Source organism: Streptomyces anthophorae, assembly GCF_049310305.1.
Taxonomy (GTDB): Bacteria; Actinomycetota; Actinomycetes; order Streptomycetales; family Streptomycetaceae; genus Streptomyces.
Genome location: NZ_JBLWQQ010000001.1, coordinates 9,310,038 through 9,330,365, shown reverse-complemented (window position 1 = coordinate 9,330,365; position 20,328 = coordinate 9,310,038). Strand labels below are relative to the sequence as shown.

20 protein-coding genes are annotated in these 20,328 nt (G+C 71.6%); 9 read left to right on the top strand and 11 right to left on the bottom strand.

What is annotated here, in order from left to right:
* Positions 1-81 precede the first annotated feature (81 nt).
* From ACNYS0_RS42605 to ACNYS0_RS42595, 3 genes are all read left to right on the top strand, one after another.
* On the top strand, positions 82-288 hold the full coding sequence (locus ACNYS0_RS42605; RefSeq protein WP_422482302.1) for a DUF2180 family protein: 207 nt from the start codon (positions 82-84) through the stop codon (positions 286-288).
* On the top strand, positions 288-734 hold the full coding sequence (locus ACNYS0_RS42600; protein WP_422482300.1) for a Fur family transcriptional regulator: 447 nt from the start codon (positions 288-290) through the stop codon (positions 732-734). The genes ACNYS0_RS42605 and ACNYS0_RS42600 overlap by 1 nt, the downstream gene beginning before the upstream one ends.
* 142 nt (positions 735-876) lie before the next feature.
* On the top strand, positions 877-1,635 hold the full coding sequence (locus ACNYS0_RS42595) for a class I SAM-dependent methyltransferase (protein WP_422482298.1): 759 nt from the start codon (positions 877-879) through the stop codon (positions 1,633-1,635).
* Here ACNYS0_RS42595 and ACNYS0_RS42590 read toward each other — a convergent pair.
* From ACNYS0_RS42590 to ACNYS0_RS42575, 4 genes are all read right to left on the bottom strand, one after another.
* Positions 1,616-2,629 carry an MASE1 domain-containing protein gene (locus tag ACNYS0_RS42590; protein ID WP_422482296.1) on the bottom strand — a complete coding sequence of 338 codons (1,014 nt, stop codon included), beginning with the start codon at positions 2,627-2,629 and terminating at the stop codon, positions 1,616-1,618. The two genes, ACNYS0_RS42595 and ACNYS0_RS42590, sit on opposite strands and share 20 nt — an antisense overlap.
* Positions 2,630-2,730: 101 nt before the next feature.
* Positions 2,731-3,576 (bottom strand): PP2C family protein-serine/threonine phosphatase, encoded by an 846-nt coding sequence (locus ACNYS0_RS42585; protein ID WP_422482294.1) that lies wholly within the window; start codon positions 3,574-3,576, stop codon positions 2,731-2,733.
* Positions 3,577-3,680: 104 nt separating this feature from the next.
* A complete protein-coding gene (locus tag ACNYS0_RS42580; protein ID WP_422482292.1) occupies positions 3,681-5,120 on the bottom strand; it encodes an MFS transporter in 1,440 nt (479 codons plus the stop codon).
* Positions 5,121-5,186: 66 nt separating this feature from the next.
* Positions 5,187-5,696 (bottom strand): nucleoside deaminase, encoded by a 510-nt coding sequence (locus tag ACNYS0_RS42575; RefSeq protein ID WP_422482290.1) that lies wholly within the window; start codon positions 5,694-5,696, stop codon positions 5,187-5,189.
* Between the two features lie 150 nt (positions 5,697-5,846).
* Here ACNYS0_RS42575 and cynR point away from each other — a divergent pair, with 150 nt between their 5' ends.
* From cynR to ACNYS0_RS42560, 3 genes are all read left to right on the top strand, one after another.
* Positions 5,847-6,788, top strand: a complete 942-nt coding sequence (cynR, locus tag ACNYS0_RS42570) for a transcriptional regulator CynR (protein WP_422482288.1) — start codon at positions 5,847-5,849, stop codon at positions 6,786-6,788.
* A gap of 87 nt (positions 6,789-6,875) precedes the next feature.
* Complete coding sequence (locus ACNYS0_RS42565) at positions 6,876-6,953, top strand: 50S ribosomal protein bL37 (RefSeq protein WP_370443954.1); 78 nt, start codon at positions 6,876-6,878, stop codon at positions 6,951-6,953.
* Positions 6,954-7,130: 177 nt separating this feature from the next.
* On the top strand, positions 7,131-7,457 hold the full coding sequence (locus ACNYS0_RS42560) for a hypothetical protein (protein WP_422482286.1): 327 nt from the start codon (positions 7,131-7,133) through the stop codon (positions 7,455-7,457).
* Positions 7,458-7,471: 14 nt separating this feature from the next.
* Here the strand turns inward: ACNYS0_RS42560 and ACNYS0_RS42555 are convergent, their stop codons facing one another.
* Positions 7,472-8,290: a phytanoyl-CoA dioxygenase family protein gene (locus ACNYS0_RS42555; RefSeq protein WP_422482284.1), complete on the bottom strand. Its 819-nt coding sequence runs from the start codon at positions 8,288-8,290 to the stop codon at positions 7,472-7,474.
* 147 nt (positions 8,291-8,437) lie between these two features.
* On the opposite strand from ACNYS0_RS42555, the gene ACNYS0_RS42550 reads away from it, so the two are divergent.
* On the top strand, positions 8,438-9,337 hold the full coding sequence (locus ACNYS0_RS42550; protein WP_422482282.1) for a helix-turn-helix domain-containing protein: 900 nt from the start codon (positions 8,438-8,440) through the stop codon (positions 9,335-9,337).
* 16 nt (positions 9,338-9,353) lie between these two features.
* Here the strand turns inward: ACNYS0_RS42550 and ACNYS0_RS42545 are convergent, their stop codons facing one another.
* Both ACNYS0_RS42545 and ACNYS0_RS42540 read right to left on the bottom strand, forming a co-directional pair.
* On the bottom strand, positions 9,354-11,306 hold the full coding sequence (locus ACNYS0_RS42545; protein WP_422482280.1) for an oxidoreductase: 1,953 nt from the start codon (positions 11,304-11,306) through the stop codon (positions 9,354-9,356).
* A gap of 79 nt (positions 11,307-11,385) precedes the next feature.
* Entirely contained in the window at positions 11,386-11,964 is a 579-nt protein-coding gene (locus ACNYS0_RS42540; protein ID WP_422482278.1) for a TetR/AcrR family transcriptional regulator, read from the bottom strand.
* A gap of 275 nt (positions 11,965-12,239) precedes the next feature.
* On the opposite strand from ACNYS0_RS42540, the gene ACNYS0_RS42535 reads away from it, so the two are divergent.
* The gene (locus ACNYS0_RS42535; RefSeq protein WP_422482276.1) at positions 12,240-13,763 is read left to right on the top strand and encodes a glycoside hydrolase family 18 protein; all 1,524 of its coding nucleotides are present in this window, start codon (positions 12,240-12,242) and stop codon (positions 13,761-13,763) included.
* 2 nt (positions 13,764-13,765) lie between these two features.
* Here the strand turns inward: ACNYS0_RS42535 and ACNYS0_RS42530 are convergent, their stop codons facing one another.
* Genes ACNYS0_RS42530 through ACNYS0_RS42520 form a run of 3 tightly spaced genes read right to left on the bottom strand, consistent with a single transcriptional unit; the run spans position 13,766 to position 16,793 of the window.
* Positions 13,766-14,590, bottom strand: coding sequence for a carbohydrate ABC transporter permease (locus ACNYS0_RS42530; protein WP_422482274.1), 825 nt, complete (start codon positions 14,588-14,590; stop codon positions 13,766-13,768).
* Between the two features lie 5 nt (positions 14,591-14,595).
* Positions 14,596-15,546: a carbohydrate ABC transporter permease gene (locus ACNYS0_RS42525; RefSeq protein WP_422482272.1), complete on the bottom strand. Its 951-nt coding sequence runs from the start codon at positions 15,544-15,546 to the stop codon at positions 14,596-14,598.
* Positions 15,547-15,560: 14 nt separating this feature from the next.
* On the bottom strand, positions 15,561-16,793 hold the full coding sequence (locus tag ACNYS0_RS42520; protein WP_422482915.1) for an ABC transporter substrate-binding protein: 1,233 nt from the start codon (positions 16,791-16,793) through the stop codon (positions 15,561-15,563).
* 367 nt (positions 16,794-17,160) lie between these two features.
* Between ACNYS0_RS42520 and yicI the strand changes: the two genes are divergently transcribed.
* A complete protein-coding gene (gene yicI, locus ACNYS0_RS42515) occupies positions 17,161-19,383 on the top strand; it encodes an alpha-xylosidase (protein WP_422482270.1) in 2,223 nt (740 codons plus the stop codon).
* Positions 19,384-19,390: 7 nt separating this feature from the next.
* Here yicI and ACNYS0_RS42510 read toward each other — a convergent pair whose 3' ends face one another.
* A complete protein-coding gene (locus tag ACNYS0_RS42510) occupies positions 19,391-20,245 on the bottom strand; it encodes an aldo/keto reductase (protein ID WP_422482268.1) in 855 nt (284 codons plus the stop codon).
* Between the last annotated feature and the right edge of the window lie 83 nt (positions 20,246-20,328).

Here is a 20,328-nt window from a genome sequence, read left to right as displayed (position 1 = left end):
CGTAAAAGAAACCGAGGTACATATCAGCGCAGCCAGTGACGCCTGCCACCTCCGGTAACACATCACCACGGAGGCCCCCACATGGTCTGCTACGACTGCATCCAGGAAAACCGTCATGACTCGACCGGAATCGGCATCTGTACTCGCTGCGGCCTTGCCACGTGTCACGAGCACGCGCGCGTGCTCGCCACGCACGTCCAGCGGGCCAACGGCATGAGCCGCTCGACCAGCCGCCTCGCCGGGCGGCGCGTCGTCTGCCGCACCTGCCTGGCCGCCGAGGCCGCGTAGTGCCGGGCCTGGACGCGGGCGAGCTGCTCCGGGGCAGGGGGCTGCGCAGCACGGCGCAGCGGCGCGCCGTGCTGGCCGCGCTCCAGGGCCGGCCGCACGCGTCCGCGGCCGACCTGGAGGAGCGGATCAGGAAGGCGTCCGTGGGCTCCGCCGCGGGCCTGTCGCGCCAGGGCCTCTACAACGTCCTGGAGGACCTCACCCGGGTCCACCTCGTGCGGTGCATCGAGCCGGCGGGCTCCCCCGCCCGGTTCGAACTGCGCGTGGGAGACAACCACCATCATCTGGTCTGCCGCTCCTGCGGCCGCATCGAGGACGTGGACTGCGCCGTCGGCGCGGCCCCCTGCCTCGATCCGGTCGAGGACAGCGGCTTCACCGTGGAGGAGGCCGAGGTCACCTGGTGGGGGCGGTGCGCCGACTGCCGCCGCGCCTGTGAGCGGCCCGCCTGACGCACGGCAGGCGCCGCGCGCGCCTTGTGCACGCGCCCCATCCGGTGGCGCGATCTTCGTGGTTCCCGCCAGTCGGCCCCGGCGGCGCTCCGCGAGAAGACTGCTCGCGGACATGACCGAGCCCGTACGGGGAGGCAGCAGCGTGAGCACGAGCGCGGAGCAGCAGTACGACCGGATCGGCGAGGCCTTCGAGGGCTTCAAGGCCCTCCACCTGGCCCGCTATGTGGAGGTGCCCAGTTTCCTGGAACTGGTCGGCGACGTGACCGGCAGGTCCGTCGTCGACCTCGCGTGCGGCACCGGCTTCTACAGCCGTCTGTTCAGACGGCGCGGCGCCACCGACGTGTGCGGCGTCGACGTCTCCGCGGAGATGGTCGACGTCGCCCGTCGCATCGAGGGCGCCGATCCGCTCGGGGTGCGCTACGCCGTCGGGGACGTCGCCACGACCGATGTGCTCGGCGGGCACCGCTTCGACCTCGCCACGGCCGTCAACCTGCTCAACTACGCCGAGACGGTCGACGCGATGACGGCCATGTGCCGCACCATCCATGCCGCGGTGCGTCCCGGCGGCACGCTCTACGCCCTCAACCAGAGTCCCGACTACGACTTCGAGGGCCCGAGCCCCCGCCCGTACGGGTTCCACTGCGAACTGGAGGGCAGCCGTGTCGAGGTGGGTCCGCGGGTGCGTGTCACCGCGTTCCTCGACCCCGAGCCCGTCTCCTTCGTCGCCGGTCTGCCGCGCCGCGAGGTCTACGCCGAGGCGCTGACCCGGGCCGGTTTCACCGACGTCGCCTGGTCGCCGCCGGCCGTCTCGGCGGAGGGCCGCGCGGCCTTCCCCGCCGGGTTCTGGGACGACTACGCGGCCAATCCGCCCTTCGAGCTGCTCACCGCCCGTCGTCCGTGACCTCGGACGACCCGCCGGGGGCCTCGGGCGCGCGTCGGCCCGAGGACTCCGTCGGGTCCTCGCCCGCGGCGAGGTGTTCCAGGAGTTCGGCGAGCTCGTTGCAGGCACGCTGCACCGAGTGCCGGGTGGCACGCTGCTCCGTGACCAGCGCGGACAGCAGCAGCGCCGTCAGCGCGGCGGCTCCGTTGAAGGCCTGGAGCTTGGTCATGACCTCGATGTTGGACAGGTCGACGAACGTGCCCCGGTCCTCGTGCGCCGCGAACGTGGTGAGCACGGACGCGAACAGCGCGCAGAGCATGCTTCCGGCCAGCTCGAAGCGGAGCGCCGCCCAGATCAGCAGCGGAAAGACCAGGAAGAGCATGCTCGGCGAGCTGAACACGGCGTACGGGACGATCAGCAGGGACGCGATCCCCAGGCACCCGGCCTCGATCCAGCGCCGGGCGGGTATGCGCCCGGCCGACTGTCGACGGGGCAGGAACGTGCCCCGGGCCAGCACGAGCAGCATCGGGGTCACGAGCAGCACCCCCATGGCGTCGCCCACCCACCAGGCCAGCCACACGGGCAGGAAGTCCCCCGGGTCGAGCGATCCCGTCCACACCTGGGGCGCGACGCCGGCCGTCGCGCTGATCAGCATGGCGCCGAGCCCGCCGAGGAAGACCAGGCTCGTGCCGTCCCGCAGCCGTGACACTTCGGGGCGGAAGCCGACCCCCCGGAGCAGCAGAAAGGCGCACAGCGGCGCCGCGGTGTTGCCCGCGACGGTGACGATCGAGGTGAGTTCGGGGGTGGTGAGCGAGGTGATGACGAGGAAGGAGCCCAGCGCGATGCCGGGCCAGACCCACACGCCGAACACCAGCAGGGCGGCGAGCGCGAGGCCGGTCGGCGGCCAGATCGGGGTGACCACGACGCCCTCGACGCCGACCTGCCCGAGCAGGCCGAGGCGGCCTGCCGCGTAGTAGCAGGCAGCCACGGCAAGTGCCTTCAGGGCCATTTCCATGGCCGGCCGGAACCGCCGAGAAACCACCACAGCGCCATCAGACACTGACCGGGTCTCCTCGGCCACGCGAAGCCCTCCGCTCGTGTGGGTGCGCGGATGACTCAGACCGTCGGCGGGCGCCGCCCCGCGGCGCCGACGTCATGGCCGACGACGAGGACGGCGGCGTCGTCCTCGTGACCCACCGAGTCCGCCAGCTTCATCACTCCCGAGACGAGGGTGTCGACGCCGAGACCGGCCGCGGCGGTCACCTCGGCGAGCCGCCGCACCTGGCCGAGTCCGTCGTCGAGGTCGAGCGAGGGGCCCTCGACCACGCCGTCGGTGGGCAGCACGAAGACGCCACCGGTGGTGAGCCGATGGCACGCGACGGGGAACGTGGCACCCTCCAGCACGCCGAGCGGCGGCCCGCCCTCGGTGTCGTCGATGCCGGACCGGCCGTCGGCGGTGGCCCAGATGTGCGGGATGTGACCGGCCCTCGCGGTCTCCAGGGTGCCGCTGGCTGGGTCGAGCCGCAGGAAGGTGCAGGTGGCGAAGAGGTCGGTGTCCAGGGAGACGAGGAGGTCGTTGGTGCGGCCGAGCAGTTCGCCCGGGTCCCCGGTGACGGAGGCCAGTGCGCGCAGCACGACGCGGACCTGCCCCATGTACGCGGCCGCCTGGATGTTGTGCCCCTGGACGTCGCCGATGGACAGGCCGATGCAGCCGTCGGCCATGGTGAAGGCGTCGTACCAGTCGCCGCCGACGTTGAGGCCGTGGTTCGCGGGCATGTAGCCCACGGCGAGGCGGACGCCGTCGGGGCGGGGTAAGTCGCGGGGCAGCATGCCCCGCTGCAACGCCACCGCCAGTTCGACGCGTGAGCGCTGCAACTGCGCCAGCTCCCGCGCCCGGGCGGTGAGCGCACCGAGCTTGGTCAGCAGTGCCTGACCGTCCTCGAGGGACTCGCTGCGGAACATCGTTCGCCCCGTTCCAGGAGATTTTCCCCCACTGTGCCCGGGGTCCACCCCGGTCGCACGTCAGCGACCCGCGCGAGCGGTACCCCCGCTCCCTCTCCCCCGCGCTATTTCGCGGAGCCCCGAGGCCGGGCGAGCACCGCCGCACCGAGCGCGGCCAGCAGCAGGCCGACCAGCGGCCAGCGGACCGCGGTGGTGAAGCCGTGCAGCAGCGCGGTGCGGTGCGGGGCCGCGAAACCGGCGGCCGCGCCCGCGGCCACGGTGTTGAAGACCGCGGAGCCGATCGAGCCGCCGACCTGCTGGGCCGAGTTGAGGGCGGCCGAGGCGATTCCGGAGTCCTCGGGCGGAAGATGGGAGGTGGCGGTGGTCATCAGGGCGAGGAAGGTGGCGCCCATGCCCATGCCGAACAGGGCGAGGCCCGGCAGGATGCCGGTCGCGTAGTCGGCGTGCACCGTCAGGCGGCTGAGCCACCACAGGCCCGAGGCGGCGACGCACAGGCCGCTCACCATCATCACGCGGGCGCCGAACCGGGGCAGCAGACGCGTGCCGAGCTGTGTCGCGGTCAGCGTGGTGATCACGCTCAGCGGCAGGAAGCCGAGGCCGGTGCGGGCCGCCGACCAGCCGAGGACGGTCTGTAGGTGGAAGGTGAGGAAGAGCGAGAGGGACAGTTGCGCCGCCATCAGGCAGGCCCCCGCCACGAGGGCCGCGACCCGGGCCCGGTCGCGCAGCAGGCGCGGCGGGAGCAGTGGGGTGCGGGCCTTGCGCAGCCAGAGCGCGAAGAGGAGGAGCAGCACGAGGCCCGCCGACAGCGCCGCGACCACGGGCCGGCCCGTCCAGCCGCTGTTCTCCGCCGCGCTGAACCCGTAGACCAGCAGGGTCAGCCCGCCGCAGGCGAGCAGCGCCCCGGGCACGTCGAGGCGGCCTCGGGTGCGCGGCGCCGTGTCGGGCGGCATGAGCACACTGCCGGCGAGGGCCGCCCCGGCGAACAGGACATTGACGTAGAGGCACCAGCGCCAGCCCGCGGTCTCGGTCAGCACGCCGCCGAGGGTGACACCGAGGGCGCCGCCCGCGCCGCCGAGAGCGCCGAAGACGGCGATCGCCCGGCGGCGTTCTCGAAGGTCGGGGAAGGTCGTCGTGATCAGCGCGAGGGCGCTCGCGGCGAGCAGCGCGGCGAACACACCTTGCAGGGCGCGCGCCGCGAACAGCGTCCCGGAGCCGGGGGCCATGCCACCGGCCGCGGAGGCGACGGCGAATCCGGCCAGGCCGGTCAGGAAGACCCGCTTGCGGCCGACGAGGTCGGCGATCCTGCCCGCCAGCAGAAGCAGCCCGCCGAAGGCGAGCGTGTACGAGGTGATGGCCCAGGGTCGGGCCGCGTCGCTCATGCCGAGGTCGCGCTGCATGGAGGGCAGTGCGACGTTCACGATGGTCGCGTCCAGCAGGATCATCAGCTGGGCGAGCCCGAGCACCGCCAGGCCCCACCAGCGGCGGGGCGGGGCGGGCGGTGCCGGTGCGGCGGTGGCCGCGGCGGCGGCGCAGTCCTGTGTCATGTTGTGTGGTGGTCCGTGGTGTCCGGTTCCGTGGGGGCGGGGTGATCTTCGCACCCCGTCAGGGCGTCAGGCGCTGGTGGGGGCGCCGGGGACGCGGCGGTCGCCGCCGTTGCGCCGCTGCCACTCGCGGTAGACCTCGACGGCGTCGGCGTGCGGCTCGTAGGTCATCGGCAGCCGGCGCTCGTCCCAGTCCTTGGCGAACTCGCCGTAGAACGTGTCGAGCTCGAAGTACTTGCGGTCGTCCACGTAGTGCGGGGCGTAGGCGTCGCGGGTCGTGACGAAGACGACCTCGACGGGGCTGCAGTAGTAGAGCGCGGCGAGGCACATCGGGCACGGGTGGGCGAGCACGTAGATCGTGGCGTCGGTGAGGTGCTCGGTGCCCAGCTTGGTGCAGGCCTCGCGGATGGCGAGGATCTCGGCGTGGGCGGTGGGGTCGTTGGTCTGCGCGACCTGGTTGGGGCTCTCCGCGATGATCTCGCCGTCCTGGACGATGACGGTGGCGAAGGGCCGTCCTCCGTCGGCGACATTGGCGCGGGCTATGTCGATCGTGCGCTGGGCGAAGTCCTTGACGTCCATGGCGAGCCCCTTCTCGTGCCGTTCCCGGCCGGGCGCTCCCTCAGGAGCGGGCCGATGGATTCACCTTGCACCAACTGCATCTATAGGGTCAAAGACCTATTGGGGATGCGTTCTATTGGTGTTCTCTATACCTGCTTCTACGCTGGGAACATGTCCGTCGAACTGCGTCAGGTGCGCTACTTCATGGCCGTGGTCGAGCACGCCGGGTTCACCCGCGCCGCCGAGGCGCTGCGGATCTCCCAGCCGACCCTGTCCCAGCAGGTCAGACAGCTGGAGCGGAATCTGGGCGTGCAGTTGCTCGACCGCGGTGGGCGCACCGTGCGGGCGACCGACGCGGGGCGCGCGTATCTGGACCACGCGCGGCGCGCGCTGCGGGACCTGGCCGCCGGGGAGCGCGCCATCCATGACGTACGGGACCTGTCGCGCGGGCATCTGCGCCTGGGGGTGACACCGACATTCACCGCGTATCTGGTCGGGCCGCTGATCGCCGCGCTGCGGGAGAGCCATCCGGGCGTCACGGTCACCGTGCGGGAGCTGACGCAGGACCTGCTAGAGGCCGAGCTGCTCGCCGACGCGTGCGATCTGGGGATCGCCTTCCAGGGCGGCGAGCTGCCGGGGATCGCGGTGGAGCCGCTGTTCACGGAGAGCCTGAGCCTGGTCGTGGGAGACGGGGCCGATGCCGCCGGCGCGGCGGACGGGCCGTGGACGGCGGCCGACCTCGACCGGCTGCATCTCGCGCTGCTCAGCCAGGACTTCGCCACCCGCGGCCGCATCGACGCATACTTCGCCGAACACGGAGTGCGGCCCTTGATCGCGGTCGAGGCCAACTCATTGCAGACGCTGACCGACATCGTGCAGCGCACCGGCCTCGCCACCGTCCTCCCGGACCCGGTCACCCACGGCCATCCGCACCTGACGCCGCTGCCGGTCGACCCGCCGCTTCCCACGCGGACGGCCGCCCTCCTGCGGCGCGAGGACGGCTACCGGAGCGCGGCGGCGGACGCCTTCGCGGGGCTCGTGCGCGCGCACGTCGAGGCCCATCCATTCGGTCCGCCACACCCTCAGAACCATGTGACGCAGGACACACATTAAGCACGCATGATCACGGGTATGAGCCCGGGCGCTGCCTGGACAGATCCAGGGAGAACCACAAGAAACACCACACCCTGGGAGGTATCGATGTCCTCGAAGCGACGCCGTAAGAAGAAGGCCCGCCGCAAGAACGGCGCCAACCACGGCAGCCGTCCCCAGTCCTGACGACTGACGGCAGCGATACGGAGCGGGGCGGCGGAACACTTCTGCCGCCCCGCTTCCGTGTGTCGGGGTGCGCCGCACCGCGCCCCGACGGCACTGAACGCGTCCGCCGGGGCGCGCGTATCTCTGTGCGACGCATTGCTCACTACGCGCCCTGAGGCGTGGAGGAGGATCGTGGAGATGACGGAATCCGGCCGACCATCGCTGCACGCGCTGCCCGACGGCGAGGCTGAACTCGCCGTGGTGTTGCGCCTGACGTGGGAGGACGTCGCCGCGATCGGGCAGGAGGCGAGCAGGCTCGCCGCGCGGGCGCAGCGGACCGTGACGCTGGACGAGGCGGTGAGCCACCGGCTGCGCTCCCGGCCGCCCACCGCCTCCCACGCGAAACCCACCCAGGCCGCCTCGACGGCCCTGCCGGCCTTGGCCCCGAACGGGCACGCCCCGGGCGAGCAGGCACGCCAGGCCATCGACAAGATCAACGGCAGGCCGGGCCCCGACACGGCGTGAGGGGGGTGAACGCGTCAGTGCGGGGCCGGTGCGAACTCCGTTCCGCACGGGCCGCCGCCGGTGCTCTCCTGCGCCCGCACCGCGTGCCCGTCCATCGTCTGAAGGCCGTAGTAGCCGGCGATGCGTTCGGTGGACCGGCCGACGTAGTGGCAGATGAACGAGCGGCGGAAGCGGTCCGCTGTGCGGTTGGGGCCGGAGCCGTGGACCAGTGTGCCGTTGAAGAAGAGGACGTCGCCGGGCGCCATGTCGACGGGCTCGGGGACGAGACCGGGGGGCGGTGGCACGTACTCGCGCGCGAAGGACAGGCTCGCGTCGGCCTCCTCCGGACAGAACAGGTCCATCAGGTGCGTACCCGGCACCACTTCGAGTCCGCCGTTGTCCCGGTCGATGTGGTCGAGGGCGACCCAGGCGGCGATGCAGGTGCCGGGTTCGACCCGCAGATAGAAGTTGTCCTGGTGCAGGGCCTGCCCGCGGGCGCCGGGCGGCTTGAAGTAGAACATGCTCTGCGCGGCGAGGGGTTCCTCGCCGAAGAGTGTCTCCAGGATGCCCGCGAGGCGGGGGTCGAGGAGTCGGCGCCGCGCGAGGTCGTTGAAGCGGTGCGGCTGCATCACGCGGGGATGGGCGAGGAGTGGGTCGAGTTCGCCGTCGGCCGCTTGCGGCGTGGGTTCGAAGTGGCCGGGCACGGGGCCCGAGGCCTGCAACCGCATGAATTCCTCGGTCAGTTCGCGGGTCTCCGCGGGGCCGAGGAGGGCTCGGGCGATCGCGTAGCCGCGGGTGCGGAACCGCTCCTCGAAGGCGTCGGTGTCACGGGCGTCGAACTCGTCTGTCTGCACGGGGTGTTCCTCTCGGCCGTCGGGCGTCTCTTGAGCACACACGGACCGTGTGCTCAGCTGCTGCGCACGCGTGGTCCGCGCGGCGGCGGACTGATCCGAACCTACGGCCGGGGCGGTTGACACCGAATGACGGGCACCAGCGCACACATGCCTGAAACTGCTGTGGACACCCCCTCCCCGCCGGCCCAGATGCTCGTCGCCTCACGGTTCTCCCAGCCGGCCGACTACCGGGTGACGCGTACCGCGGGCGCCGCCAACTGGCTGCTGATGTGGACCGCCGAAGGGCGCGGCCAGGTAAGGGGCAGCGGCCCCTGGATCGCGCAGCGGCCGGGGGACCTCGCCGTGCTTCCGGCCCACCGTCGGCATGCCTACCGCACCGACCCTGCCCGACGTTCCTGGGGCGGTTGGTGGGTGCACTTCCAGCCGCGCGCGGCTTGGCCGGCCTGGCTGCGCGAACACTCCCGGGACGGTGGGGTGTACTGCGTGGCGGGGGTGCCCGGCGCGGCGCGCGGCCGGGTCGAGGCGGCCTTCCGTCGGTTGCACGCGGACGCGCGCTGGGCCGGCGGGGAGGCGCCGCCCGTACAGGATCCGACGGGTATCGCGGTCGCCTCCGCCGGGCCCGGCCGGGAACTGGCGCTCGGCGCGATCGAGGAGGTGCTGCTGCTGGCCACCGGTTCCACCGCCGCAGCGGGCCGGGCCGCCGCGGCGCTGCGCGATCCACGCGTGGTGCGGGCGGACGCGGTCATCGCCGCGGATCCGGGCGGCCCGCACACGGTCCGCTCCCTGGCGGGCCAGGTGGCCCTGTCCCCCTCACGGTTCGCGCACCTGTACGCGGAGCAGACCGGTCGTACGCCGATGCAGGCCGTGCGGGCCGCGCGGCTCGGCCACGCGCAACGGCTGCTTGACGCCACCGACCTGGACATCGGTCAGGTGGCGCGGGCCTCGGGTTTCGCGAGCCCCTTCCACTTCAGCCGGGCCTTCCGGGACCGCTTCGGGGTGCCGCCGAGCGCGTACCGGACGGGCGTCGCGCGGACCCCGTCCGGATGAACGGGCGCGCCGTGGGTCACACCGACGCCCCTGCTCTCAGCCCCTCGAGGACCGCCTCCTCCACCGACCGGGGGCTCACGCAGTCGCCGATCGCCACGGCGCCCGGGTGGTCCGTGAGGTCGGTGACGGGTGTGTGGCCCTGCGCGAGGACGACCGCCGCGATGCCGTCGAGGACCACGGGCTCTTCCGTCAGGGTGTGCTGAAGGTAGGCCGTGTCGTTGTCGGCGCCGTAGAGGCGGACGTTGGGGAGGACCTCGATCTTCGCGCGTACGGCCGCGGTGAGCATGGCCGCGCGCACGTACTGCTGGAGGTGCTCGCCCGCGGCGAAGCCCGTGACGCCCAGGGTGACGCGGCGGCCCTGCTGGGCGAGGAGGAGTGCCACGCCGAGGCCGACCCAGTCGCCGCGCCAGTCCGCGACGAGGATGCGGCCGCGCGGCGTACTGACGCCCCGGACGACCTGCCAGGCATCGAGGACCACCGGGTCGTCCAGGCGCTCCAGTTGAGGACGCAGTGGCTGGGCGCCGGTCGCCAGGATCACGGCGTCGGGTGCGGAGTCGGCGAGCAGGGCGTGGTCGACGCGGGTGTCGGTGACGATACGGGCCCCCGCGCGCCGGGCCTCGCCCTCCAGGTTGGTGGCCGCTCCCCCGAACTCCGCCCGGCCCGGCAGTTCCTGGGCGAGCAGGACCTGGCCGCCGGGGCGTCGACCGGCCTCGTACAGGGTCACGTCGTGTCCGCGTCCGGCGGCGACGGCCGCGGCCTTCAGGCCTGCCGGGCCGCCACCGACGACCACGACGCGCTTGCGTCGCGTGATCAGCGGCAGGGTGCCGAAGCTCACCTCGCGGCCCGTCTCCGGGTGCTGGATGCAGGAGATGGGGTGGCCCGACTGGAAGTGGCCGATGCAGGCCTGGTTGCAGCCGATGCAGGCGCGGATCTCCTCGATGTCCCCGCGTTCGGCCTTGCCTGGCATACGGGGGTCGCAGATCAGGGCGCGGGTCATGGCGCAGGCGTCGGCCTGCCCCTTGGCGATGATGGTGTCCGCTTCCTGGGGCTGGTTGATGCGGCCCGCGACCATGACCGGGACACCCACCGCCTCGCGTACGCGCGCGGCCATCGGCGCGGTGTAGCCGGCCGGGTGGGCCATCGGGGGCGCGATGTGCTGGGCCGCGGACAGGGTGGCCGAGCTTCCGGCGCACACCGACACATAGTCGACGAGTCCTTCCGCGTCGAGCCGGGCGGCGACGTCGCACACCAGCTCCGCGCCGAGCCCGTCGTGGGCGAGTTCGTCGCCGGAGATGCGCAGGCCGATGACGAAGTCGTCGGCGGCGTGCCGGCGTGCGGCCGCGAGGGATTCGCGCAGGAAGCGCAGCCGGGCGTCCGCACTGCCACCGTACCCGTCGGTGCGCCGGTTGACCTGCGGGTTGAGGAACTGGGCGGGCAAATAGCCGTGGCTCGCGACCACTTCGACGCCGTCGAGGCCCGCCGCACGCAGTCGCCGCGCCGCCTCTCCGTAGCCCTCGATCACCTCGTCGATCTCCACGCCGGTCATGGCGCGCGGCATCACGTGGAAGCGCTCGCTGGGCACGGCCGAGGGCGCCCAGGCGACGGGGGCGCTGCCGTCGGGGGACTCCAGGATCTCGCGGCCCGGGTGGAAGATCTGGCCGAAGACGGTGGCGCCGTGCCGGTGCGCGGCCTCGGCGAGGCGGGCGTATCCCTCGACGCAGGAGTCGTCGTCGGCCATGAGGACGTGCGAGGTGTAGTGGGCGCTCTCGTGCACGCCGCCGACCTGGACGACGATCAGGCCGACGCCGCCCTCGGCGCGCGCCGCGTGGTAGGCGACGAGCTCGTCGGTGACCTTGCCGTCGCGCACCAGGACCGTGTCGTGCCCGGACGACACGACGCGGTTCTTCACGCTCACGCCTCCGATCCGCAGCGGGCTGAACAGATGCGGAAACTGCGACTGCGACTCCATGCGGCCTCTCCGTCCCGGCGCACGCCGGCGCCCTGCGGTCCGTGCTTCAACTGCCTTGCGTGTCAGCCCTGTTCACACTTCAGCGCGCTCGGACTCCGAACATCGCGCGGGCCGTGCCGAGCAGCACGTCCGCGTACCGTTCCGGTGTCATGCCGCCCCCGGCCGCGACCGCCATGTCACAGCCGTCGACCAGCACGGCGACGGACGCGATGGCCGTGTCCACGGGGAGCGGGGGCGTGAAGTCCCCCTGGGCGACGCCGTCCTCGACGATGCCGGTCAACAGCGTGCGCCACTCCTGGTGCACGGACCGCACGCCGTCCCGCAGCCCGGGGTGGCGTGCGGCGCTCGCGCAGAATTCCGTCCAGGTCGCGCATCGGCGCTCCAACTCCGGGTCTCCGGTGAGGGCTTGGACGAGCAGCTCGAAGCGGTGCCAGGGGTCCGGCTCGTCGGCCGCCGAGGCCCGCCAGCGGGCGATCAGCCGCTCGATGGACCACTCGAAGGCCTCGCGGAAGAGGTCGTCGCGGGTGTCGAAGTGGTGCTGGAGCGCACCGATGGAGACTCCGGCGGCGCGGGCCACGTCCCGCAATCGGGCGGCGTCCAGGCCGCGTTCGGCCAGCACGCGCGCCGCCGCCCGCAGCACGTCCTCTCGGTCGACCACAGGCCCTCCCCGGCGTTGGCGAATGTCTCCGCGCTGTCCACCTCGCGAGAGAATAATAACGCATTATTGTGAGCCACCAGACAGTCCCTGCTTCCCCAATCCCCCTCAGAGACAGCCGTTTCACGCCGACCGCCCCGATACATCACATATGCGGCCTGTGGTAACTCCCCGCACTCCAGGGGCAGTTGTGAGCGGCCCCACACCGGGCGGACACACACCCGACACAGCACCTACGATGTGCCGCCGTGCCCCGCACCCGATCGTGAAGGACCCGCATGGCGCCCCCGTCCCGAGGCCCCGCCGGAAAACGGCGCAAGCCGCGCACCCCGCTCGCCGCGTGGTGGACCACGCGCGACTCAGCCGCGGCCGGAGTGTTCGGCCGCCGCACCGGTGCGTTCGTGGCAGGCGGCGCCGTGCTGGTCGCGGGCACGGTCGGTGGCGCCCTGCTGGCCACCGGCGGCGATGAACCGGCGTCGCTGACCGCCCGCTACCAGGGCACGGCCACCTCCCAGAGCGCCTTCACCGGCCGCTACGTGATCCACAACGGCGGCGGGTCGGCGGCACCCGACTGGAAGCTGTCCTTCACGCTGCCGAAGGGCGCCACGCTCTCCTCGCTGTCGTCCGCGCACTACGCGGTGAAGGGTCGGCACGTGACGGCCGAGGCGCGCCCCGGCGCCCCCTCGCTCGCGGCCGGGAAGTCGGTCACCCTCACCCTCAAGGCCCGCTCGACGTCCGGTGCGCACCCCACGCACTGCTCCGTCGACGGCACGCCCTGCACCATCGGCGCGATACCCGCCCCGAGCCCCGACAAGAGCACCTCGCCGGCGCCGAAGCCCTCGCACTCCCCACCGAAGAAGCACACCCCGAGGCCGAGCCACTCGGCCCCGCCGCCCAGGCCGGTCTCGTTCGCCCCGTACGTCGACACCTCCCTCTCCCCTGCCTTCGACCTGCCGCGGTCCGCCCGTGACACGGGCGTGAAGACCTACACCCTCGCCTTCGTGAAGCCCAAGGGCGACTGCACCCCGCAGTGGGGCAGGTCGACGCTCGACGGCAACCCGGTCACCGCCGAGCTCGGCGCACTGCGCTCAGCGGGCGGCGACGTACGTGTCTCCTTCGGCGGCCAGAGCGGCAACGAACTCGCCCGCACCTGCACGTCGACGCCCCGCCTCACCTCCGCCTACGAGAAGGTGATCGACCACTACGAGCTGACCAAGGTCGACTTCGACATCGAGGGCGACGCGCTGACCGACCGCGCGAGCGTGGACCGCCGCAACCGGGTCGTCGCGGCGCTGCAACGCCAACACCCGGGCCTGGACGTGTCGTTCACCCTCCCTGCGCTCCCCCGCGGCATCACCGCGGACGGTCTCTCGCTGCTGCGCAACGCCAAGAAGCACGGCGTCGACATCGGCGCCGTCAACGCCATGGCCATGAACTTCGGCTCCTCCCCCGCGCCGCACCCGCGCGGCCGCATGGGCGCCTACGCCATCGACGCGGCCGAGGCCACGCACGCCCAGCTCAAGCACATCATCGGCGGCTCCGACCGAGCGGTGTGGAACCGCGTCGCGGTCACCCCGATGATCGGCGTCAACGACATCGACGAAGAGGTCTTCACCCTCGCCGACGCCGCCGAACTCGGCAGGTTCGCCAAGTCCAGGGGCATGGCCTGGATCTCCCTGTGGTCGGCGACCCGTGACCATGCCTGCCCCGACGGCCCGGGCGGCCCGGCGGCGGCCACGTGCAGCGGGGTGGGTCAGTCGACCGGCGCGTTCATGAAGACGTTCGCGTCGCACCTGGGTTGACCTCACTTGATGGAGCCGCCGGTGATCCCGGCGGCGATGTACTTCTGGGCGAGGACGAGCAGGACGGCGGCCGGGACGGCCGAGAGGACGGACGCGGCCATGACCGAGCCCCAGTCGCCGACGTGTGCGCCGATGTACTGGTAGATGCCGAGGGTCACCGGCTTGACGTCGTCCGTCGTGTTCAGCGTGAGCGCGAACATGAAGTCGCTCCACGCGTACAGGAAGGAGAAGAGCCCAGCTGTGATCAGGGAGTTGCGGCTCATCGGCAGGACGACCTGGACGAAGGTGCGCAGCTTGCCCGCGCCGTCGGCCTCGGCCGCCTCGATGACCTCCTTCGGGATCGCCACCATGAAGGAGCGCATGAGCACGATGGCGAAGGGGATGCCGAGCGAGGCGTCGGCGAGCATCAGGCCGAAGTAGGAGTTGACCAGGCCCAGATCGACGTACGCGCTGTAGAGGGCGTTGGCGATGACGATGCCCGGCACCATCTGCGTGATGAGGGTGCCGAAGACGATGGTGCGGCTGCCGCGCAGGCGGAACTGGGCGAGCCCGTACGCGGCGGGCGCGGCGATGGCCAGGCAGATGGCGACGGCGCCGAGCGCGACGGCGAGCGAGGTGAGCAGGTGGCCGCCCTGCTCGGTGATCGCGGAGGTGAAGCCGGACAGGTCGAGCGACTTCGGGACGGGCGAGACCTCGAGGAGGCCCGACTCGGGCTGGAGCGCCGTGTTGATCATCCAGTACAGCGGGAACAGCATCACGCCGAGGATGACGATCCCGGCGACGGTGGCGCCCCAGCGGCGCCCGGACGTGGTGGTGGCGGTGGCCATGCCGGTCACTTCCCCTCGGAGCGGTTGGCCCGCAGATAGAACACCGCGAAGACGGCGGAGATGAGGATGAGGACGTTGCCGACGACGGCGCCCGCGCCGAAGTCGAGCTGGACGAAGGAGTTCTGGTACGTGAGGGTGCCGAGCGTCTGGGTGGCGTCGGCGGGGCCGCCGTCGGTGAGGGCGAGGATCAGGTCGAGGATCTTGACCGTCGACATGAAGCCCAGGACGAGCACGACCGTGATGACGGGCTTGAGCAGCGGCAGCGTGATCGAGCGGAAGGTGCGCCAGGCGGACGCTCCGTCGAGCGAGGAGGCCTCGTACAGCTCCTTGGGGACCTCCTGGAGGCCGCCGTAGAGGATCACCATGTTGAACGGGATGCCGATCCAGATGTTCACCATGATCACGGAGAACAGGGCCATGCCGGGGCTGGTCAGCCAGGGGGTGGCGCCACCGAGGCCGACAGTCTCGGCGAAGGAGTTGAGCACGCCGGTGTCCTGGTCGAGGATCCGGCGCCACACGATGCCGGAGACGACCATGGGGACGAGCCACGGCAGCAGGATCAGTGAGCGCAGGAACCCGTTCAGCGGGAACCGCCTGGTGAAGAAGACGGCGAGCGCGAGGCCGATGCCGAACTGGCCGATCAGCGAGCCGATCGTGAAGACGATGGTGTGCCACAGCGCCTTGCCGAAGAGGTCGTCGTGGAAGACCTTGCTCCAGTTGTCGGTGCCGTTGAAGGGGGACTTGCCGTCGAAGAACGTGGACGGTGAGAAGTCCTGGAAGCTCATCACGACGTTGCGGACGAGCGGGTAGCCGAAGAACAGCAGCATGAAGACGACGGCGGGGGCGATGAACCCCCACTGGCTGAGCCTGCGACGGCGCCTTGCGCGTGCCGGGCCGGTCTTCTCCTGAACTGCCGTGCGCTGGGCGGCGGGTGCGGTGGCCGTGGTGGTCGACATGGTGTGAGTCCCCCTCAGTTCCCGCTCGTGGCGCGGGTCTGCGCCTTCTTCAGCGCGGCCTCGCTGGACTGCCCGGTCAGCGCCGACTGGAAGGCGCTCTGAAGGGCGAGCGACACGGACGACCAGCGCGCTCCGACCTTCGCGGTGCGGGAGCGGGCGGTGGCCACCTGGTCGGCGAGCGCGTCGAGTTCGGGCACTTCCTTGCGCCAGGTCGCGGCGGCCTTCTCGTTGGCGGGGACCATCCAGCTGTTGCGGGCGTAGGTGATCTGCTCGCGCTCGGAGGACATACAGCGGATGATCTTCGCCGCGGTCCTCTGTCGCCCGGTGTCCTCGGTCTTCGGGACGGTGAGGACGGCGCCGCCGAGGGGGCCGACGGACTTCGCGCCGCGCTTCGGGACCGGGATCCGCGCGATGCCCCAGTGCAGGTTCTTCTTGGTGTTCAGCGTCTCCACCTGCCACGGGCCGTTGATCATCATCGCGGCGTTGCCGGCCATGAACTGGTCGTTGACGTCGGCCTGCGTCCAGTTGACGGTTGACTTGGAGAGCGAGCCGTCCTTGATGAGGCCCTTCCAGTAGTCGAGGGCGCCCGCGACCTTCGGCCCGGCAAGGTTCGTCTCGTCGCCGCCGTTGGACCACATGAACGGCGCGAACTGGAAGACACCGTCCTCCGCGCCGCCCGCGCTCAGCGCGATGCCGTACCGGCTGCCCCGGGTGAGCTTCTTCGCACTCTCCCGCATCTCGTCCCAGGTGGCGGGCACGTCGAGCCCGGCCTTCTTGAGGATGTCCTTGTTGTAGAAGAGGGCGAGGGTGTTCACCGTGCGTGCGGCTCCGTAGTACGTCCCCTTGTACGAGCCGAAGTCGACGATGCCCTTCGGGATGCCTTGCGTGGACAGGCCGAGCGAGCGCAGGTCGACCAGGCCGCCCGCCTCCGCGAACGTCGGCATCTCGGAGGCGTCGAACTGGATGACGTCCGGGAGCGACTTCGACGACGCCATGCGCAGCGACTTCTGCATGACCTGCGCGGCGGGCACGCTCTGCTGCTCGATGGTGAGGCCCAGCTTCGTGCCGCACCGCTTCAGCGTGGCGGCGTCCCAGCCGTGGTACGAGGCATCGGTCGAGGAGTTGAGGACGGTGAACACACCGGGGTCGCTCCCCGCGCCGCAGCCGGTGAGCGCCGCCCCGGCGACGAGGGCGGAGCAGGCGGTGAGTGCCGCGGTGGTGCTTCGGCCGCGCCGGCGGCGCGGCACGGCCGGTGGAAGTGCTGCTGTCACGGTGGATACCCAAGCCTTGAAGGGGTGGCCGGCCCCGACGGAACTCCCGTGTCCCGACGAGGTGTTCGCATCGCGCGGTACGGCTCCGGCCCGCGCCGCACACGCAGAGCGCGTTTTTGTTTTCCGCCATGACTAATACGTCATCAAGCGCTTCGACACCAGACCCCGCGACCGACTTCATCACTCGCGCACAGCCCGCCATCCCCTGTTGCACATGGATCGAATGGCTCATCGAAGCGCTTCGACAATTCCTGCCGCCAACCTCTTGATCTTTCGATGCCTGTGGGCTCAAATGCGGTGCAGTGGCGCCCTGCCCACGCACTTGCCCACCCCGAGGAAGATGATGAAGTTCACCGACGGCTTCTGGCTGATGCGCGACGGGGTCGAGGCCTCGTACGCCACCGAGGTCCGCGACCTGCGCGTCGACGCCGACCGCTGCACCGCGTTCGCCGCGGTGCAGCGGATCGAGCGGCGCGGCGACACCCTCAACTCCCCCTTGCTGACGGTCGATTGCTTCACTCCCGCCGAGGGCGTCATCGGCGTCCGTGTCACCCACCACGCGGGCAAGCGACGCCCGGGGCCCGACTTCCGACTGCCCGGCGAGGAGGCCGGCACGGGTACGGTGCGCCGCGACGGCACACGGGTCGAACTCTCCAGCGGCGCACTGACCGTGTGCCTCGACGAGGCCGCACCCTGGCAGCTGTCCTTCCGCGACACCGAAGGACGCGAGGTCACCTCCTCGGGCCGCAAGGGCACCGCCTTCCTGCGGACCGCCGACGGCGCGCACCACATGGCCGCGCAGCTGTCACTCGGTGTCGGCGAGCAGGTCTACGGCCTCGGCGAGCGCTTCACCCCGTTCGTCAGGAACGGCCAGGTCGTCGACATGTGGCAGGCCGACGGCGGCACGAGCAGCGAACAGGCCTACAAGAACGTCCCGTTCAGCCTGCACGTCTCCCCCGCGGGCGCCTACGGCGTGTTCGTCGCGCACCCCGGCAGGGTCAGTTACGAGATCGGCTCGGAGTCGGTCGGCCAGATGCAGTTCAGCGTCGAGGACCAGTCACTCGAGTACTACGTCGTCGCGGGGCCCACCCCGAAGGACGTGCTGCGCCGCTACACCGCGCTCACCGGCCGCCCCGCGCTGCCGCCCGCGTGGTCCTTCGGCCTGTGGCTGACGACGTCCTTCACCACGCAGTACGACGAGGAGACGGTGACGTCGTTCGTCGACGGGATGGCGGAGCGCGACATCCCGCTGAGCGTCTTCCACTTCGACTGTTTCTGGATGCGCGAGTACCAGTGGTCGGACTTCGCGTGGGACCCCGCGGTCTTCCCCGACCCGGAGGGCATGCTGGCCCGCCTCAAGGAACGCGGGCTGCGCATCTCCGTGTGGATCAACCCGTACATCGCCCAGAAGTCGGCCCTGTTCGAGGAGGCCGCGGCACACGGCTACCTGGTGAAGCGTGCCAATGGCGACATCTGGCAGTGGGACCTGTGGCAGGCGGGCATGGCGCTCGTGGACTTCACGAACCCTCGGGCCTGCGCCTGGTTCCGCGCGAAGCTCAAGGTGCTGCTCGACCAGGGGGTCGACTGCTTCAAGACGGACTTCGGCGAGCGCATCCCCACGGATGTCGTCTGGCACGACGGCTCCGACCCGGAGCGCATGCACAACTACTACACCCACCTGTACAACCAGGTCGTCTTCGACCTCCTGGAGAAGGAGCGCGGCCGCGGCGAGTCCGTCCTCTTCGCCCGCTCGGCGACCGCGGGCGGTCAGCAGTTCCCTGTGCACTGGGGCGGCGACTGCTTCTCCTCGTTCGGCGCGATGGCCGAGTCGCTGCGCGGCGGCCTGTCCCTCTCCCTGTCCGGCTTCGGCTTCTGGTCGCACGACATCGGCGGCTTCGAGGGCACCCCGGACGCGGCGGTCTTCAAGCGCTGGCTCGCCTTCGGTCTCCTCTCCTCCCACAGCCGCCTGCACGGCTCGTCCTCGTACCGGGTGCCGTGGGAGTTCGGCGACGAGGCGGTGGACGTCGCGCGGCAGTTCACCCGGCTCAAGCACCGCCTGATGCCGTACCTGTACCGGGCGGCGGCCGAGGCCCACACGACGGGCGTGCCACTGATGCGCCCGATGCTGCTCGACTTCCCCTGCGACCCCACGGCGCGCTCCCTCGACCGCCAGTACATGCTCGGCCCCGACCTCCTGGTGGCCCCGGTGTTCTCCGAGGCCGGCGACGTCGAGTTCTACGTCCCCGAGGGCACGTGGACCCATCTCCTCACCGGCGCACGGGTCGAGGGCCCGGCATGGCGCCGTGAACGGCACGGCTTCGACAGCCTGCCGCTGTACATACGGCCGGGCGCGGTCCTCCCGCTGGGCGCGGACGACTCCCGCCCGGACGGCGACTGGCTGACCGGGCTCACGCTCCTCGTCACACCGGGCGCGGAGGACGTCACGGTGACGGTGCCCGATCCGCGCGGAGGTGTCGCCGCGACGTACCGCGTGGTGCGCGACGGCGTGGACGGGCGGGCGATGGTCGAGGAGGGCGATGGAGGGGTGACGCTCCAGGAGCTCTGAGGAGCCGTCAGGGCCCGGGAGGTGCCCCCGGAGCGGCCAGTGCGTCGAGAAAGGCGCGGTGCTCCGGGGCCAGGCGCAGGCCTTCCGCGGCGAGGTTCTCCTCCAGGTGTCCGATCCTGGCGGTGCCCGGGATCGGGCAGACGACCGGTGAGTGGCCCAGGAGCCAGGCGAGCGCGACCTGGGTGGACGTCGCGTCAAGTGCCTTCGCCACGGCGGCGATGTCCGCCTCCGCTCCCGACTTCCCCCACGCGACGGGTCGCCACGGCAGGAACGCGATGCCCGCCGCCTCGCAGGCGGTGAGGACGGGTTCGTGTTCGCGGTCGAGCAGGTTGTAGCGGTTCTGGACGCTCGCGATGTCGACGATCCGCCGGGCCGCTTCGAGTTCGTCGACGGTGACCTCGGAGAGCCCGATCCGGCCGATCTTTCCCTCGCCGCGCAGGTCCCGCAGCGTGCCGAGCTGGTCCGCGAGCGGGGTCGCCGGGTCGATCCGGTGCAGTTGGAGCAGCTCGATCCGCTCGACCCGCAGCCGGCGCAGCGCCTGCTCCACCTGGTCGCGCAGCACGGCCGGGCGCCCGTCGAGCCGCCACTCCTCCTCGGGGCCGGAGCGCGCGATCCCGACCTTCGTGGTGACGAGCAGCCCGTCCGGGTACGGGTGCAGGGCCTCGGCGAGGAGTTCCTCGTTGGCTCCCCCGCCGTACATGTGCGCGGTGTCGATCAGCGTCACGCCCAGTTCGACGGCCCGCCGGGCGACCGCGACGGAGTTCGCGCGGGCGGGCCCCGGCTCGGTCGGCAGGTGCATGGCCCCGAACCCGAGCCGCCGTACGCCCAGATCTCCGCCGATACGAAACGTGCTCGATGTCATCCGCCCCTCCGTCCCTCGGCCAACACGGCAACGCCAACAGGGCAGTTGGCGGCGATCGGTGTGGTGCGGACAGGCCGCCACGG